We start from the raw sequence: 17859 nt of genomic DNA, 5'->3' as shown, positions 1-17859 counted from the left end.
GTCCGGGCTCGCGCACTCACCATCCCGGGAGCCGCTCGGCGTCGCGGCGGGCGATGCCGAGCTTGGCGCAGGCGGACTCCAGCGGCGGTTGTCCCGGCGGATCCGCCGAGCGGGTCCGGGCGTCCGGGCGGGCTGGAGCAGCCGTGACCAATACCGACCCCGGCGCGTCGCCGTAGCGGGCACCCGTCCCCGGCCGGCCCCTTCACGAGCGGGTGGATCCTTGTCCCGGCAGCCGCACCGGGACAGATGTGCCGCGGCCCGCCGCAGACCCTGGACCTCCTGCTCCAGCAGCCTGATCCGCCGGTGCTTCGCGCGGTTCCGCGCTTTCACACCCGCTCCACGGTCACTCGCCTGCCTGATGCCCACGACTTGATAGTTAGAACTCTATGTGTTTGACTTCTAATGATTCGAAGCCGAAGGGTCGTCGGATCCCGCCCGGAATCGACTCCGGGCCGGGAGGCCCGGCATGGCCTGCGGCGTTAGCGTGAGCGCGCCGAATCGCAGGAGAGGAGGCATCGTGAATCAGTGGCGGACAGGCTGGATGCAAGGGGTCGCGGACTTTCGCGACCTCGGCAGGGCCGGTGCGGACGAGACGCTGCGCGTGCGTGTGGTGTCGGCGGTCGCCGGTGAGCGAGCACGGGTGAAACTGAGCAACCGCTTCGGTGACGGGCCCCTGAGCGTGGGAGCGCTTTCCGTCTCGGCAGGAGACCGGGTGATCTCCGCCCGGTTCGCGGGGCGGACGGATGTCACGCTGCCGGCAGGGCAGGAGTGCTGGACCGACCCGCTCGACGTGACGGTCCAGCGCGGCGGCGAGGTGACGGTCGACCTGTACCTCCCGAAGCCGACGGTGCAGGCGACGGGCAACTACTCACGGATGCTCATGGAGGTCTCCGGGCCGGGCGACCACGTCGGCTCGCCCGACTTCCCCGCGGTCGGGATCCCCACCGTCGAGGCCCCTGACGGCAGCCGCCTTCCCCTGCCGGTGCCCTTCGTCTGCGGCTTGGAGGTGTTCGGGCCCGAGGTCGCGGTCACGGCCGTGTGCCTGGGTGACTCGATCACCGCCGGCGGCTGGCCCGAGGGCGCCCAGGAGTTGCTCGCGCCGCGGCTCGACGCGGTCATGCTGAACGCGGGCATCGCCGGGAACCGGCTGCGGACCGATTCGGGCGGGCCCGTGGCCTCGTTCGGCCCGTCCGGGCTGTCGCGCTTCGAGCACGACGTCCTGTCCGTCACCGGGGCGAGCGACGTCGTCATCGCACTGGGGACCAATGACCTCGGGCTTCCCGGCGTCGACGCTCCGCTCGCCGACCTGCCCTCGGCCCAGCAGATGATCGACGCGTACCGGCGTCTGTCCGACCGGGCCGCGGAGGCGGGACTCGACGTGACGATCGTGACGATCACGCCGTTCCTGGGATCGGAAGGGTACGACGACAGCCGGGAAGGGATCCGGAGCGTCGTGAACGACTGGATCCGCACGGCGGCGCCCCACCACGTCGACTTCGACGCGGCACTCCGGGACGCGGAGGAGCCGCGGCGACTCGCGGAGGCGTACGACTCGGGCGATCACCTGCACCCCAACGACGCCGGTACCGACCGCCTGGCGCACGCCATGGCGACACACCTGGCGCACCGTCACGGCTCGGCCGTCGGCTGAGCACGCGGCCAGGCGTCCGAGAACCATCCGAACCACCAGAGATCGGGAGATCGACATGCAGGAAAAGCAGCCCGGATTGGTCATGCGACTCAAGGCCAAGCCCGGAAAGGGGGACGAACTGTTCGAGCTGTGCCACGTGATGCACTTCAACGGCGACCCGGACGGCCCCGTGGACTGGGTGCTCAGCCGCTCGGACGAAGACCCGGACATCATGTGGGCCTTCGAGTTCTACCGGGACGACGAGTCGATGAACCGCCATTACACCAACCCCGAACTGGACGCGGGGCACCAGCGGGTCATGGACCTCCTCGCCGAGGGAGTCGAGGAGTGGGGCGTGCGGGTGCCCGTCCACATCGTCACCTCCAGCTGAGCGCGCCAGCGACCCGGCGTTGACATCCGGGCCACCGACGGTGCGTCACCTCGCCGGTGGCCCGGACGGAGAACCCCGGCCACCGGCGGGACCGGCGCCGGCCACGACGGGATCACCGCGATCCACAGATCGTGAACGCAACGAGAAAGGCCATCAGGGCATGCAGCAGGAAAACCCCACTCTGACGATGATCCGGGAGTTCGTGGCACTCGGCCGGGCGGAATTCGAGCGCCCGCGCTCGCCGTCGGGCGACGACCACGGCCAGCGGAAGCTGACAGAAGGCATGACGGCAGCGGGCCCGGACGGCGAGCCCGTCAAGATGAGCGAGCCGCTCCTCCAGCTCCTGGCGCCCCGAGCGCCCTACTTCGACCAGTTGGTCCAGGGCGCCCTGGAATCCGGTGTCACGCAGATCGTGAACGTCGGCGCCGGCTACGACGATCGGGCGCTGCGCTTCCGCTCGCCCGACGTGCACTTCTACGAGATCGATCTTCCTCACGTCATCGCCGACAAGAAGCGTCGGCTGGACGCGTCCGGCCTGGACACCCGCGGGATCACGCTCGTCGAAGCCGATCTGGCGACAGACGATACGGGTGACGTGCTGGCCGCGGCCGGACACGACCCCCGCGAGCGCTCCCTGTTCCTGCTGGAGCACATCGTGCTGTTCCTGGAGAACAGCGCCGTCGACCGTCTGGTCAGGTCTCTGGCCGGCCGAGCGGCCCCCGGCAGCACGCTGGCCCTGACCGCCGAAGTCCACCCGCAGGGCCTCGACTCGGCGCAGGTGCTCGCCACGACGGATCAGGTCATGTTCGGCGGGACCAGCCCCCTGCGCACCATCCTGAGCCGCGACACCTGGCTCGCCCTTCTGAAGAACGCCGGCTGGACCGTTCTCGACCCCGGCCACGTCACCGCCGTCGACCACTTCCAGGTCCCGATGGACGGCGGCGCGGCTCAGATCCAGACCCAGTTCCTCACCGCCACGGCGTAGGACGGCCTGAGAGACGGTACCCACCGGTGGGCAACCGGTGGGTACCGCTGAGGGCGCGGCACCAGCGCCCGGTCACCACAACCGCCAAGACTGCCGACTTTGACTGTTAGATGGCTAACTATTAGGGTGGGCGTCATGGCCGAGGCACGGGGCGCATCGAATCGCGCGTTTCACAGCACCTTCGAGATGATGCGCTGGATCGTGTGGGTCCAGCGCAAGGGGGGCGAGGAATGGTTCCGGGAGCGCGACCTCAGTTCCGAGCAGGCCTTCGTACTCGGCTACCTGATCCAGAACCCCGGTTCGATCCAGCGTGACATCGCCCGGGTGAGCCGTACGAGCGCTGCCAGCGTCTCGTCCCTGTTGAAGGGCATGGAAAGACGCGGCTTGGTCGAACGTCGCACGGAAGAGGGCGACGACCGCAGCAAGCGGGTCTTCGTGACGTCGCACGCCAGAGACCTCATCGACGGCCTCGAACCGGTCATGACCGAGGTGGAACAAGGCATCCTCGCGCCGCTGGACGACGCCGAGCGCGCTTCGTTGCACGCTCTGCTCACCAAGATCACCACGGAGCTCGGCGAACCCACGCTCCCGTGATCCGCCCCCGCTCCCGTCGACCGCCGCAGATCCCGTCGGCCTCCAGTTCCACGAGTCGGCCTCGACCACCCGGACACGTCTGGACCCCGTGATGAACGAGCAGCGCAAACTCGACAACAAGGTCACGGTCGTCACCATCGGCAGCAGCGGCATCGGACTCGCCGCGGCCCGCCTCTTCCACCAGCACGGCGCCCAACTGGTCCTTGCGGCACAGGACGAGGCCAAGCTCGACGCCGCAGCCGTGTTGCTCGGCGGCCCCGTGCGTCCGGTGGCCTGCGACCTGTCCACGTCCGACGGCGTCGATCGCTTGATCGACGCGGTGGAGGACCGCTTCGGGTTCATCGATGTTCTGCTGGTCGACACCGGAACCGCCCGCACGCCCGATCCGTGCGAGGTGGACGAGGCCGCCTTCGACCAGCACATCAATGTGCACCTCAAGAGCGCCTTCTTCACCGTGACGAGGTCCCGGGACCTGCTCAACGACAACGCGTCCGTCATCCTGACCGCAGCCGCCCCCCGGCGCGGTGGCCCTGCCGCACCCCTGCACATGCTGACCAGAGCGGCGCTGACCGGGTTTGCCCGCAGTCTTGCCGCCGACACCCAACTACTGGCCCGCGGCATCCGGGTGAACTCCCTCAGCCCGGGCTCCCTGCACACCCCGTCGGTCACGGGCGGGGATCCCGCAGCCCGGCAGGCCATGGATGCCCACGTCACCGCCACCGTGCCCATGCGCCGCCTGGGCACGACCGAAGAAGTGGCCCGAGCCGCCCTGTACCTGGCCGGCCCTGATTCGGCCTACACCACCGGTTCCGACCTTCCCGTCGACGGCGGCCTTGCCCGGCTCTGAGGCGCAGCCGCGGCCCGTGCGCCCGGGTTCGTGCCCGCCGCGGAACCGGCGTGCTTCACCACGCGCCTCCTCCGGCGCACGCCCCACGGATGTTCACAATGCCCCCATGCACAACACTGCGCGCTTGGCCGGGAGCCTGTCATGGAAGTGACCCTGATCGCCGTCGTCGGCGTGGCCAGCATGGTCGCGGTCGCCGCGTTCTCGCAGCGCCTGGGGCTCGCCGCCCCGCTGAGCCTGGTCGTGGTGGGTATCGCCCTGAGCTTCGTGCCGGGTGTGCCGGTTGTGGAGATCGAACCGGAGTGGGTGCTGGCCGGGGTGCTGCCCCCGCTGCTGTACTCCTCGGCGGTCAACATGCCGGCCCAGGACTTCCGGCGTGACATCAAGGCCATCACCGGGCTCGCGGTACTGCTCGTCGTGGTGTCCACGCTGGGCGCGGGCTGGCTCGTCCACCTGCTGATGCCGGACATCGGCTGGCCGGTCGCGTTCGCGCTGGGCGCGATCGTCAGCCCCACGGACGCGGTGGCCGCAACCTCGGTGGGCCGCAAGCTCGGCCTGCCCAGACGCCTGCTCACGCTGCTGGAGGGCGAGGGCCTCGTCAACGACGCGTCCGCGCTCGTCCTGCTGCGCTCAGCCGTCGCCGCGATGGCCGGCACCGTGTCGCTCTGGGGCGTGGCCGGGAAGTTCGCCTTCTCGGTACTGGTCGCGGTCGCGGTCGGTGTCGTCGTCGGCCTGGTCAACGTACGGGTGCGGGCGCTGCTCGACGACACCGTGCTGAACACGGCGATCTCCTTCGTGGTGCCGTTCGTCGCGTACCTGCCCGCCGAGGAACTCGACGCGTCGGGCGTACTGGCGGTCGTCGTGACCGGAGTGGTGACCGGGCATCTGAGCCCGAAGCTGCTGAAGGCCCGGGACCGGCTCGGCGAGGCCATGAACTGGCGCACTCTCGCCTTCCTCCTGGAGAGCGCGATCTTCCTCCTGATGGGGCTGGGCGTGAAGTCGCTGATCGACGAGGTGCAGGCGCACGAGGACGGGCTCGGCGCGGGCCGAGTCCTCCTCTACGGCGTCGCACTCAGCGGACTGGTCATCCTCGCCCGCATGGTCTTCGTGGCCCCCCTGGTGGCGATGCTGCGCCAGGACGAGCGCCGGGCGGCCGCGGCCAAGCCGCTGCTGGAGCGCATGCAGGAGCGGCTGGCCCTGTTCGATCTGAGCGACCGCCTGACCCCGAGCAGGAAGGCCCGGATCGAGCGGCGGGTCTCCCGCACGAGTGCCGACATCGAATTCCGGCTCAACGAGACGCTCGGCTGGCAGGGCGGAGTGGTGCTGGCCTGGTCGGGCATGCGCGGGGCGATCACGGTGGCCGCGGCCCAGACCCTGCCCGAAAGCACCCCGCATCGGCCGCAGTTGATCCTGATCGCGTTCGTCGTGGCCGTGACGACGCTGCTGCTGCAAGGCCTCTCACTGCCTGCCGTGATCCGCGCCGTGCGCATTCCGGGCGACGACCCGAAGAGGTTGCGCACGGAGTACGGACAGCTGGTCACCGAGATGTCGCAGGCGGCGACAGAGGCCCTGGACGACATGGCCGACACGGGCACGGCTGCGCCCGAAGTCATCGACCATGTGCGCGCGGACAGTCTCATCCGGCCGCAAAAGCCCGCTCGTCCCGAGGAGACCGGGCCGGACCACGCCGCTCTGCTGGCGGCCCGCACCGACTACCTCCGACTGCGCCTCGCGGTCATCGCCGCACAACGCGACGCCCTGCTCGCCGCCCGCACCCGCGGGGCCTACAGTTCGCGCGCACTCACGGACGCCCAAAGCGCTCTCGACCTCGAAGAAGCACGTTTGGAGCAGCTGGGCGACCGGGTCGCGGACGCGCGGCAAGGAGATGCGTGATCGCCGTGTCAGTTCCGTCGGGCAAGCGGCTCCGCCAAGTTCCTCGCAGGCGTTGAACGGGTGCGTGGCGTCGGCCGGTCCGGTAGCTCGGGGCGGCAGGGCGGTGGCGTGTGATGTCGAACCGACGGACCTGCTCCCGCATCTCGCGTCGGTGCCGGCCGAGACCGTGGTGCGCGCAGGACACGGTGACGGCACGACGATCGGCGCGGGGACGCCGAGCTTCGACGAGGAAGCCCGCGCGGCCGCCGAAGAGGGCGCCTGCCGCTATGCCGGCTCGGGAGCCTCCTGGACGTGCCGCGTCGTGGGCATGGCGGGCGGAGTGTCGCCGATGGCGCCGAGGACCGACCGCAGCTGACCGAGTGTGTCCCGCAGCGTCGCGGCCGGCACCGCGGACAGGGCGCCGTGCAGTGCCGCGGTCGCCTCGGTGGTGACGGCCTCGGCGATGCTGACTCCCGCCGGGGTGAGACGCATGGTGTGACTGCGCCGGTCCTGGGGGTCGGGGACCCGGGACACGAGGTCGCGGGCCTCCAGTCGGCGCAGCACATTGCTCAGCCCGCCGGTGGTCAGCAGCAGGCGCTCCGCCAGTTCCTTGGGCCGGAGCTGAATCGGGCTGCCGCCGGCACGCAACGCGCCGAGTACGTCGAGGTCCGCGGCGGTGAGGCCCTGTGCCGCCAGGGCGGGGGCGATGGCTCGTTCGAGCAGGCCGTGCAGGCGAACGACGTGTTGTGAGAGCGCCAGCGCCAGGAGTTCATCGCTGAGGCCGTTCGCACCTATGGGAGTCATGGTCCGATGATAGCCAAGATTACTTTCATGATACCTTTCAAGAAAGGTAATATCGTAGGAGGTTCTGATGGCGACAGTCACGGTTTTCGACGGCGTCCGCGTCTTCACCGGTGACGGTCTGACGGAGCCCCGACGCGTATACGCGGAGGGGGAGCGGATCGTCGCCGACGGAGCACCGGATGCCGTGGTGGACGGTGCGGGCAAGGTGCTGCTGCCCGGCCTCATCGACTCGCACATGCACACCCTCGGCCGGGACGACCTGGCGAACCTCGCGCAGTGGGGTGTCACCACCGGCCTGGACATGGCGGCCTGGCCGCTCCCGTTCGTCACCGAGATGCGCGGACAGGCGGACGTGGCACAGATCCTCAGCGCGACGACTCCCGCGGTCGGGCCCGGCGGCAACCACGCCAAGATGCCCGGATTCCCCGCGGACGGCATCGTCACGAGCCCGAAGGAGGCACATGCCTTCGTCGAGCGGCGCGTCGCCGACGGCGCCGACTACATCAAGATCGTCACGGAGGCCGCGCCGCCGGAGGGCATGGACCAGGCGACCGTCAACGCCATCGTCGAGGCCGCGCACGAGCGCGATCTCCTCGTCGTGGCGCACTCGATCACCACCGGTGCCTTCCGGGTCGCGGTCGAGGCCGGCGTCGACATCAGCACCCACGCACCCTTGGACGCCGTCCTCGACGATGAGACCGTGGCGCGGATGCGGGAGGCCGGGATGGTGTCCTCTCCCACCCTGACGATGATGAAGGGCATCGCCGGCGCCAGGGCCGGTGCGGGCCTCAAGTACGAGTACGCCCGCGACACGGTGACCAAGTTCCACGAGACCGGCATCCGCCTCCTGGTCGGCACCGACGCGAACTCCGCGCCCGGCGTCCCCTTCGCGCCCAAGCACGGCGAGTCCCTGCACGACGAACTGGTGCTCATGACCGAGGCCGGGCTCACCCCTGTCGAGGCGCTCCGGAGCGCCACGGCGATGATCGCGCAGACGTTCGCGCTCCACGACCGCGGTGTGATCGAACCGGGACGACGGGCGGACCTGCTCCTCGTCGACGGCGATCCGACGACCGACATCACCGCGACCCGCGCCGTCGACGGCGTCTGGATCGCCGGCAAGCGGGTCCGGTAAGTTCCGGCAGCGCCGGTTCACCGACGCCCGGTCCGACGTTTCGTTCGCGCGTCACCGGGGCGAGGGCCTGCGCGCCTTCGTGGACGGGCCGACTTCCGGGCACCGGGTACGCACCGTCGACGCCGCCCCGTCACCGAAGCGCTTCTGGGTTCAGGCGCGGCATGCGTGGCCTGACGCCGTCAACGACCATGGCGCAGGCATCGGGCAGACGGTCGTGCCCGGAGGCCCGCGCGACTTCCCGCACATCCTGGGCGCGCCGCTGATTGCCGACGGCGGAACGAAGCCGCAGGCGGGGCGGCCGGCACCGCGTCGCACCAAGTACCGACACGATGTACGGCCCGTTCAAGGTCCACGGCCGCGACTCGGCCCCCGGGTCCGCGACCCGGACGAGCAGAGGTCCGGGCGGCCACCACGCCGTGGCTCTGCTGCCCCGTGGCTGGCCCGCACCGGCCGCCCGGACCCCGTTCCGCGACGTCTCGAAACTCGTCCCCGGCTCGGCGGCGACCGGCCCGATCGTCACTTCGGCCGCGACGCGGACAGCGCGACCGCAGCCGCCCCGAACTGCGGGCGAGAGTTCGTCGGACCACGAGATGTCCGTTCTCAGACCCTCGGGATCCAGTGTCGCGTGGACCGTGGGTGACAACAGTGCTCAGGGTGACGTGTGCCGGATGTCCTGGCGGGGCTCGGCCGCGGGCGCGGTCATGTCGAGCAGCGTCATGGCGTCGTGGTCGGGGGTGTGGGGTTCGGCGGTGTAGACGCCGATGCGCTGGCCGGGGGTGCCTTCCAACTGCATGGACTGCGAGGTGAGCGTGAGGGTGCCGACACGGGGGTGCTGGAAGGTCTTCTGCGCGGGCTTGCGGCCGGTGACCTCGTAGCGTTCCCACAGCCGTGCGAAGTCGGGACTCTTCAGGAGGAGCTCTCCGACCAGGTTGGTCAGATCGGGGGCGTCAGGGGCGGTGCCGGCGACGGCGCGCAGCCGGGCGACGCAGGCGGTGATCTGTCGGTCCCAGTCCGGGAACAGATCACGGGCTGCCGGGTGGAGGAAGAGATAGCGGGCGAGGTTGCGGTGCTTGGCCGGCCAGTCCTCCAGGCCCGCGTAGAGGGCGAGGCCGCCGGGGTTCCAGGCCAGCATGTCCATGCTGCGGCTGATCACGTAGGCGGGATTCGGACGCAGTGAATCGAGCAGCAGCTTGAGGTGCGGACGCACGGTACGGCTGGGCGCGGGCGGAGGTTCGGGGGCGTAGCGGGCGGCCCGGGCGGCGAGCTCGCGCAGGTGCTGGTGTTCCTGGTCGTCCAGGCGCAGGGCGCGGGCGAGTGCGTCGAGGACGGCGGGGCTCGGCCGGGTCTCCTTGCCGCGCTCCAGGCGCACGTAGTAGTCGATGCTCATCCCGGCGAGCGTGGCCAGCTCCTCGCGGCGCAGTCCCGGGGTGCGGCGGATGCCGGTGCCCACGGTGAGCCCGGCCTGCCGCGGGCTGGTCTGGGTGCGGCGGGCGCGCAGGAAACGGCCCAGTTCCGCCCCCTCGCTGGTGCCGGTGGGGTGCTGGGATGCCATGACCTCAGTGTCACACCGCGCTGAACCGCGGGCAGCCACGTGGGGGGCCCTGTCATTACCCCCGAACGGTCCGGCCTGCCTGCTCGGGCCTGAAAGCGCGAGGGTGGACACATGACGAGCTGTGCCCCTGGCCGTCCGAGCGCCGAGCTGAGCGAGGACGCGACGGGTGGCCGAGGTGGGAAACGGCCGGAGAAAGACGACGGAGCGGAGAGAGCGATGCGGTACATCAAGCTGGGTGACCTGGAGGTTTCCCGGATCGGTCTGGGCGCGATGGGCATGTCCCACGGCTACACCGGATCCGGCACCGATGACGCGGAGTCGATCCGGACCGTGCACCGAGCCCTGGAGCTGGGTGTCACGCTGATCGACACCGCGGAGATCTACGGCCCCTACACCAACGAGGAACTGCTCGGACAGGCGCTGAAGGGCCGTCGGGACCAGGTGGTGCTGGCCACCAAGTTCGGCCTGGTCTCGCACGGCGGCGACGGGGCGTGGAACCTGGACTCCTCCCCGGCCAACATCCGCACCGCCGTCGAGGGCTCCCTGCGGCGGCTGGGCACCGACCACATCGACCTGTACTACCAGCACCGCGTCGATCCGAACACGCCGATCGAGGAGACCGCCGGCGCCGTGAAGAAGCTGATCGCCGAGGGCAAGGTCCGCGCCTTCGGGCTCTCCGAGGCCGGTCCGGACACCATCCGCCGGGCCCACGCCGTCCAGCCCGTCACCGCGGTCCAGTCGGAGTACTCCCTGTTCACGCAGGGAATCGAGGAACGCGTGCTGCCCGTCCTGCGGGAGCTGAACATCGGCCTGGTGCCGTTCTCCCCACTGGGCCGGGGCTTCCTGACCGGCACCGTGCGCTCCACCGACCAGTTCGACGAGAACGACTTCCGCCGCGACAACCCGCGCTTCACCGGCGAGAACTTCCGGCGCAACCTGGCCCTCGCCGACGAGGTCAAGGCCCTGGCCGACGAGGCCGGTGCCACACCCGGTCAGGTTGCGCTGGCCTGGCTGCTCGCTCAGGGCGACGACATCGCCCCCATCCCCGGCACCAAGCGTGTCAGCCGGGTCGAGGAGAACACCGCCGCCGACGCGGTCACGCTCACCGCCGAGCAGCTCGACCGGCTCTCCAGCCTGCCGCCCGCCGCCGGCGACACCCACACCGAGGCCCAGGCGCGGATGCTCGAACGCTGATCAGCCCGCCCCCCGGCACCCCCTTCGAAGGAGTACCCCCATGCGTGCAGCAGTGATGTACGGAGCCGGCGACGTTCGCGTCGAGGACCGGCCCGACCCGAAGACCGTCCAGCCGACCGACGCCGTGGTGCGCACCGTGGCCGCGTGCGTGTGCGGCAGCGACCTGTGGCCCTACGCCTCAATGCCCGCCACGGCCACCGGCCGCCCCATGGGCCATGAGTTCCTGGGCGTCGTCGAGGAGACCGGCGCGGACGTGACCGGCATGAAAGCGGGTGACCTGGTCGTCGCGCCGTTCACCTACAGCGACAACACCTGCGACTACTGCGCCAAGGGCCTGCACATCTCGTGCCGCAACGGCGGCCGCTACGGGTTCGACGGCGTCGACGGCGGCCAGGGCGAAGCCGTCCGCGTCCCGCAGGCGGACGGAACCCTGGTCAGGCTTCCGGTGGCCGCCGACTCCGCGCTGATCCCGTCGCTACTGGCGCTGTCCGACGTGATGACCACCGGCCACCACGGCGCGGTCACCGCCGGCGTCGGCCGCGGCGACGCGGTGCTGATCGTCGGCGACGGCGCGGTCGGCCTGTGCGCGGTGATCGCCGCGAAGCGGCTCGGCGCCGAGCAGATCGTGCTCGCCGGCCGCCACGAAGCCCGCACCGATCTGGGCCGCGAGTTCGGCGCCACCGACGTGGTCGCCGAGCGCGGCGAGGAGGGCGTCGCCCGCGTCCGCGAGCTGACCGGCGGCGTGGACAAGGTCATCGAGGCCGTGGGCACCCGGCAGGCCCTGGACACCGCACTGGGCGCGGTCCTGGACGGCGGCACCATCAGCCGCCTGGGCGTCCCGCAGTACGAGCAGGGTCCGATCGGTCCGGCGGAGTTCATGCGCAACATCACCCTGACCGGCGGCGCCAGCCCTGCCCGTGCCTATGTCGAAGAGCTGCTGCCCGACGTCCTGGACGGCACCATCACCCCCGGCCGCGTCTTCGACCGCACCTTCCCCCTCGATCGGGCTCCGCACGCCTACCGGGCCATGGCCGACCGCGAGGTCCTCAAGGCACTCATCCGCCCCTGACCACCGGCCGTCCCGAAGAACAGACAAGGACTTCCCCCCATGCAGCACGTGACCTTGAACAACGGCGTCAAGATGCCGCTGCTCGGCTTCGGCGTCTACCAGATCCCCGCCGAGGACACCGAGCGGGCCGTCTCCGAAGCACTGGCCGCCGGCTACCGCCTGCTGGACACCGCCGCCGCCTACGGCAACGAGGAAGCCGTGGGCCGCGCAAGTCCAGCGGCATCGCCCGCGAGGACCTGTTCGTCACCACCAAGCTGTGGGTTCAGGACGCCTCCGCCCAGGAGAACACCCGCCGCGCGTTCGCCACCTCGCTGAACAGGCTGGGACTGGACTACCTCGACCTGTACCTGATGCACCAGCCCTACGGCGACGTCTACGGCCAGTGGCGTGCCATGGAGGCACTCAACGCCGAGGGCGTGGTCAAAGCGATCGGTGTCGCCAACTTCTACCCCGACCGGCTGATCGACCTGATCCTCAACAACGAGATCACCCCGGCCGTCAACCAGATCGAGACCCACCCCTTCTTCCAGCGTGCCGACTACCAGGACCTCATGCGCGAGCACGGGGTGCAGATCCAGTCCTGGGGCGGCTTCGCCGAAGGCAAGAACGACCTGTTCACCAACCCGCTCCTCGCCGAGATCGGCGAGCAGTACGGCAAGTCCGTCGCCCAGGTCGTGCTGCGCTGGCTCACTCAGCGCGGCGTCGTCGCCATCCCCAAGTCCGTACGCGCCGAGCGCATGGCCGAGAACCTCGACGTCTTCGACTTCCGGCTCACCGACGAGCAGATGGCCCGGATCGCCGCCCTGGACACCGGCGGCTCCCTGTTCTTCGACCACCACGACCCCGAGATGGTCACCTGGCTCGCGGGGCGCCGCCTGGACGGCTGAGCACCGTACGGTGCGGCGGCGGGGGCGGCGGGGGCGGCGAGCGCCGGGAGACCTCCGCGGCGGAGACCGCGGAACCGCCGGCCCGCGCCTCGACGGCCGGCGGCTGCGCGGGCGTGCGGAACCCGCTGTCCTTCCGCGAGAACACGGCGGGCCTCCGGCGACGCGAAGGCGGGGAGCGACGGGACCATCGGCGTGCCTGCCGCACTCCAGTCCGAACTCGCGTCCTTCCAGGGACTGTTCGGCGGGAAGTTCCCGTCCCGCTGAGCGGCCCCCGCAGCCTGTGTCCCCTGTCGTCGGCGGCACGATGGCCTGGCCGCCGAGCGGGGACGGCATCGTTCACGGACGCGGCGGTCATGGGGAGGGAGAACCCTGCGGCTCGTCGGGCCCGTGCCCGCCGGCCGGTGTGCGTCGTGACCGAACCGGCCGCCGGGCCGCGCTCGGTGAAACCACCCGGCCGTAGCCCAGGACGCACACGTGGAAGGTCGCGTCAGGGGAGTGGTGTAGGGGTCAGCGACGAACGCGGCAACCACCGGAACGGCTACCGCCCACGCGAGTGGGACACCCGAGCCGGAACCGTCGATCTCGCCATCTCCCGGTCGCGGCGGGCAACCGAACCTGAACGATTGATGTCGGGGCGCTGGGTCCCCCGCCCCTCTCCACCTATGGCTCAGCCCGTTAGGGGCAGGCGGGTGCCGGGCAGGCAACCGCCGCTGCAGCGCCGGATGTTCGGCAGGGCCGACCGCGATCTCCTTGGCAATTGCGTCCTGCTCACGCGATGAGCCCCGGCCACCGGACCACATGTTCGTCGGAGGAACCGAGCGCCGTCGCGGGACACCGGTTCCACGATGCGGGCCGCGCTCGCATCTGGAAGAACCGGGTGTCTCAGCCGACCGACTGGCCGGCGACGCCGAGCCCCGCGGCGACTTGCCTCAGCTCGTCGGCGGCTTCGCGCCGGCGGGGATTGTTCAGCCCGACGAGGGCGAGGTGGGCCGTGGTCAACGTCGCGCGGGCCTCCTTGTGGCGGTTGAGGTGGCGCAGGGTGATGCCGAGGTCGAGGCGGACGGGTTCGCTCCAGGCAGGCACCCGGCCTGCCTCGAAGTGGGCCAGGGCGGAACGCAGAGGCGATTCGGCCTGACCCCATCGCCCGAGGGCCATGAGGTCGCTGCCGAGGTGATGGCGGGTCAGCGCCAGGTAGAAGGCGACGAGGTCGTGCGACTTCCCCGGCACTCCGGCGAGGCAGAGAGCTTCGCTGCGCCGGTGGATGACCAGGGCCTCGTCCGTGCGGTTGGCGTGGCGCAGGTGCTGGCCCAGGGTGTTGAGAATGGTGAGTTCGGCGAGGCGGACCTGCGCGTCCGGATGGTTGCTGAGACAGGCGGCTGCTTCGTACAGCTGGACGAGGGACTCCTCGGTCCGTCCGAGCCGGCGGAGTGCTCCTGCCGCGTAGCCCAGGGCCCATCCCGCTTGGAGCTGGTCTCCGGCGTCGCGTGCCGCCGCCAGGGCGGCCTGCGCGGCGGCCAGGGCGGCGGGGTGGTCGTGGATGCAGAAGTTGCAGGCCCAGGCGAGGAAGTTGAGGTGGACGGCCTCGTCGCGCCTGCTGCCGAGCGCGCGGGCGGAGTCGACGGCCCGCTGGAACACCTCCGCCCACAGCTCCCAGTGCGCTGTCATGTCGGAGAACCAGTGCATCGCTTCGGCGGCGTCGATGACCTGCTGGTGTCGGCCTGCCGCCTGGGCCTGGGCCAGGGCGGCCAGCCACTGGGGCCGCTCGGCTTCCAGCCAGATCCGGGCCTGCTCGCGGTCGGTGGGTGCGGTGGCCGGGTCGGGGTCGCCGTCTGGTGCGTCCTGGTGGCGGTCGGCATCGAAGCGCAGTGCGGCGACGGTGGCCCGGCGCAGGATCCAGTGGGCGGCCCGGTCCTGGGCGGCGGCGATCTGGGCGGGATCGTCATCCGCGACCAGTTGTTCGGCGGCGAACAGGCGCAGGAGGTCGTGGAAGCGGTAGCGATCGGCGGTGGAGTGGGGCTGGAGCAGCCCGGCGTCGGTCAGGCGTTCCAGGCAGCGCGCGGCCTGGCGCGGGGGTATGCCTGCCAGCAGGGCTGCGGTGGTGGGGCTGAAGTCGGGGCCGCAGGCGAGTGAGGCGCGGCGGAAGACGGTGCGGGCGACTGGGCTGAGCTGTCGGTAGGACAGGGTGAAGGCGGACCGTATCCGCAGGGACCCTGCCTGGAGGGTGTCCAGGCGGTCCCCGTGAGCGGTGAGCTGGGTGACGAGCTTGGCCAGGGTCTCGCCGGGCCGGGAGGCCAGCCGCTGGGCGGCGATGCGCACCGCCAAGGGCAGGTACCCGCAGAGTTCCGCGAGGTCGCGGGCGGCCTGTGTCTCCCGCTCGACCCGCTCCGACCCTATGACGCGGGTGAGGAGTTCGACCGCTTCCTCCCGGCGCAGCAGCGCCAGCTCCGTGCGGTGGACTGCTTCCAGGCCGGCCAGCGAGCGGCGACTGGTGACCAGGGTCAGACAGGCGCCGTGGCCGGGCAGCAGGGGACGGACCTGGTCCTCGTCTGCCGCGTTGTCCAAAAGGAGGAGCACCCGGCGTTCGCGCAGCACCGAGCGCAGCAGACCGCTGCGCTCGTCGGTGGCGGCCGGGACAGCGGTCTCGGCCACACCGAGTGCGTACAGGAGCCGGGCGAGCACCTCGCGCGGTGGTACGGGCTTCGGGTCCATGCCGCGCAGGTCGACGGCGTACTGGCCGTCCGGGAAACTCGGCGCCAGAACATGGGCGGCGTGCACGGCGAAGGCTGTCTTGCCCAGCCCGGGCTGCCCGCAGATCACGGCGACCGGCGGGCGGGCGGGATCGAGGTGCTCGACCAGGACCCGCAGCCCGGCCAGGGCGGGGCCGCGGGCGGTGAAGTCACTGAGATCACGGGGCAACGCCAGCCCGTGCCCAGCCGCCACCCCCGCGCCTGGCCCCGTCGCGGCCGCGGGCCTGGGCCCCGCCCCGCCGACGGACCGCGGACGACCCGACCGGGCGGCGTCCTCCAACTCGTGGCCCACAACGCCGTCCACCCCCAAGGCCGCCACCAGAGCCTCCACCGTGCGCTGCCGCGGCCCCCGCGTCCGCCCGCGCTCCATGTCCGACAGCGCCCGCACACTGATCCCGGCCCGCTGCGCCAACTGCTCCTGGCTGATGCCCGCTCCGGTGCGCAGTGTGTACAGCCGCTCGCCGAACTTGCTGTCGCTCACAGCTGTGATCCCCCTGGTCCCGCGGCACGGCCGCAATGGCGCACCTACTGGAAGTAGCCACCGGCAGAAGTATGGGGCCCTTCCACCTGCCGGTCGAACTTCCTGGTCCCCCCGACCTGCACTGCGTTGGATGAGGTGTGTCGGGCGCGGACCTCTGCGCTCCTGTGCGGGGGCGGACCTCAGGACGCGGATCGGCGGCATGCACGGAAACGTGCCTCACGTTCCGCGGGGTGCCGCGCCGGCCACCGACGGCGGGCGCCCGGTTCGCCGGCGCATCCAACCGGTTGCCGCGCGTCTGTTCACTTGCGCGGACGACTTCCTAGCCAAGGCCCTTTTACATGCATATATCAAGATTCCCCGATGCTTCCCGTCAACGTCCGGGTCGCCTCTCCGACGTGGCTGTCCGCCGGTGGGACCTGTGGGCGTTGGCGGCGAGTTCCATGATGGCCCTGGGCGTGGGGCTTGCCTCCGCATCGAACACATCGCAGCACCGGTGGGGACTTGCCGCTGCTGTCGGGTATGCCTGTGCCGCCCTGGTGTCGCTGGGGTCCCGTGTCCGGTGGTCCCGTGCGGTGGCCCTGATCGGCGTCGTCGGCGCGCTGGCGGTCCCGCTGGTGTGGCTGACCGCCGTGCACCTGCAACAGATGGAGGTCGGCGTCGTCGAACGGTCCGCCCAGCACTTCCTGGAGACCGGTACCCCTTACCTCTCGCATCCGGTCGCGGTGCCCGACTTCAACCCCTACCTGCCCGGCATGGCCCTGTTCGGGCTCCCCCACGCGCTGTTCGGCGGGGCGGTGTTCGCCAGTGCCCGCCTGTGGTGCCTGGCCGGGTTCGTCGCCGCGCTGGCCGCAGCCGTGGCCGTGCTGGTCAAGGGCCGGCCGCAGGCCCGACGCACGGCGGTGACGGGGGCGGCATGGATCGCGGCCTGCCCCGTGGTTGCGCTGCCGCTGGCCATAGGCGGGATTGATCCCGTGGTCGTCGCCTTCGTTCTGCTGGCTCTGGCATACGCGCACCGGGGCCGTTCTGTGGGTGCGGGTCTGGCACTGGGAGCGGCAGCCATTCTGAAGTGGACCGCGTGGCCGGCCATACCGGTCGTCGTCGTCCTGCTGGCCGTGACCAGGGGACCACGCGCGGCCAGGACGGCCGCCGCGGTGGCGGTCGCCATGGTGGCGTTGGTGGTCGTGCCGCCGCTCCTGGCCGACCCGCACGCCTTCCTCGACAACGCGGTGCTCTATCCCTTCGGACTGAGCGATACGGTCTCGACCGCCGCCAGTCCGCTCCTGGGCGCCCTCCTGTCCGCCGTGCTGCCTCACGGCAAGAGCATCGCCGTGGCGCTGATAGGCGTCGGCGCCATGGCCACAGCCATGTCGCTCGTCGTTCAGCCGCCGAGGACCGCGGCGGCCGCCGCCCACCGGCTCGCGCTCGGCCTGACCATCGCCATCCTGCTGTCCCCGGCAACCCGCATCGGCTATGCCGTCTACCCCCTCACCCTTCTGATCTGGGCCCGCTGCACCACCCTGGCCGGCCCGCAACCCGCCCCGGACCTGACGCCGGACCAGGGCACCAGCAGCCCTGTGCCGCACCCGGTCGTGGAGCGGCTCTGAAACCGGTCGAAGCCACCCCGGGCGTGCGACCCGTCGTGGTGCAGCCGATCGTGCTCGGCTGTCGCCGCCT

At 71.1% G+C, this 17859-nt stretch carries 13 protein-coding genes and 1 pseudogene; 11 read left to right on the top strand and 3 right to left on the bottom strand.

Annotation, left to right across the window (positions count from 1 at the left end; translation table 11 throughout):
* Positions 1-517: 517 nt before the first annotated feature.
* The 6 genes from ACFZA0_RS33925 (at position 518) to ACFZA0_RS33900 (ending at position 6337) form a co-directional block, all read left to right on the top strand.
* Positions 518-1651, top strand: coding sequence for a GDSL-type esterase/lipase family protein (locus tag ACFZA0_RS33925; protein WP_391024136.1), 1134 nt, complete (start codon positions 518-520; stop codon positions 1649-1651).
* A 55-nt stretch (positions 1652-1706) separates the two neighbouring features.
* A complete protein-coding gene (locus tag ACFZA0_RS33920) occupies positions 1707-2021 on the top strand; it encodes an antibiotic biosynthesis monooxygenase (protein WP_391024134.1) in 315 nt (104 codons plus the stop codon).
* Positions 2022-2181: 160 nt separating this feature from the next.
* A complete protein-coding gene (locus ACFZA0_RS33915; protein ID WP_391024132.1) occupies positions 2182-3006 on the top strand; it encodes an SAM-dependent methyltransferase in 825 nt (274 codons plus the stop codon).
* 135 nt (positions 3007-3141) lie between these two features.
* A complete protein-coding gene (locus ACFZA0_RS33910; RefSeq protein ID WP_391024131.1) occupies positions 3142-3600 on the top strand; it encodes a MarR family transcriptional regulator in 459 nt (152 codons plus the stop codon).
* A 91-nt stretch (positions 3601-3691) separates the two neighbouring features.
* Complete coding sequence (locus ACFZA0_RS33905; protein ID WP_391024129.1) at positions 3692-4447, top strand: SDR family oxidoreductase; 756 nt, start codon at positions 3692-3694, stop codon at positions 4445-4447.
* Positions 4448-4588: 141 nt separating this feature from the next.
* Positions 4589-6337, top strand: a complete 1749-nt coding sequence (locus ACFZA0_RS33900; RefSeq protein WP_391024127.1) for a cation:proton antiporter — start codon at positions 4589-4591, stop codon at positions 6335-6337.
* A 264-nt stretch (positions 6338-6601) separates the two neighbouring features.
* Here ACFZA0_RS33900 and ACFZA0_RS33895 read toward each other — a convergent pair whose 3' ends face one another.
* Positions 6602-7120 (bottom strand): MarR family transcriptional regulator, encoded by a 519-nt coding sequence (locus tag ACFZA0_RS33895; protein WP_391024125.1) that lies wholly within the window; start codon positions 7118-7120, stop codon positions 6602-6604.
* A gap of 67 nt (positions 7121-7187) precedes the next feature.
* On the opposite strand from ACFZA0_RS33895, the gene ACFZA0_RS33890 reads away from it, so the two are divergent.
* On the top strand, positions 7188-8255 hold the full coding sequence (locus tag ACFZA0_RS33890; RefSeq protein WP_391024123.1) for an amidohydrolase family protein: 1068 nt from the start codon (positions 7188-7190) through the stop codon (positions 8253-8255).
* A gap of 649 nt (positions 8256-8904) precedes the next feature.
* Here ACFZA0_RS33890 and ACFZA0_RS33885 read toward each other — a convergent pair.
* Positions 8905-9807, bottom strand: a complete 903-nt coding sequence (locus tag ACFZA0_RS33885; protein WP_391024121.1) for a helix-turn-helix domain-containing protein — start codon at positions 9805-9807, stop codon at positions 8905-8907.
* 216 nt (positions 9808-10023) lie between these two features.
* Here ACFZA0_RS33885 and ACFZA0_RS33880 point away from each other — a divergent pair, with 216 nt between their 5' ends.
* From ACFZA0_RS33880 to ACFZA0_RS33870, 3 genes and pseudogenes are all read left to right on the top strand, one after another.
* A complete protein-coding gene (locus ACFZA0_RS33880) occupies positions 10024-11001 on the top strand; it encodes an aldo/keto reductase (protein ID WP_391024119.1) in 978 nt (325 codons plus the stop codon).
* 40 nt (positions 11002-11041) lie between these two features.
* Positions 11042-12070, top strand: coding sequence for a zinc-binding dehydrogenase (locus ACFZA0_RS33875; RefSeq protein ID WP_391024117.1), 1029 nt, complete (start codon positions 11042-11044; stop codon positions 12068-12070).
* A 39-nt stretch (positions 12071-12109) separates the two neighbouring features.
* Positions 12110-12957 (top strand): annotated as a pseudogene (locus ACFZA0_RS33870) (aldo/keto reductase).
* Between the two features lie 882 nt (positions 12958-13839).
* On the opposite strand, the gene ACFZA0_RS33865 reads toward ACFZA0_RS33870, so the two are convergent.
* Positions 13840-16185, bottom strand: coding sequence for a helix-turn-helix domain-containing protein (locus ACFZA0_RS33865; protein ID WP_391024115.1), 2346 nt, complete (start codon positions 16183-16185; stop codon positions 13840-13842).
* A 572-nt stretch (positions 16186-16757) separates the two neighbouring features.
* Here ACFZA0_RS33865 and ACFZA0_RS33860 point away from each other — a divergent pair.
* Positions 16758-17789 (top strand): glycosyltransferase 87 family protein, encoded by a 1032-nt coding sequence (locus tag ACFZA0_RS33860; RefSeq protein ID WP_391024113.1) that lies wholly within the window; start codon positions 16758-16760, stop codon positions 17787-17789.
* The last annotated feature ends 70 nt before the right edge of the window (positions 17790-17859 follow it).

Source organism: Streptomyces sp. NPDC008150, assembly GCF_042956945.1.
GTDB lineage: Bacteria > Actinomycetota > Actinomycetes > Streptomycetales > Streptomycetaceae > Streptomyces.
Note: the sequence above shows the minus strand (reverse complement) of the source record. Positions and strands in the feature narration are given on the sequence as shown.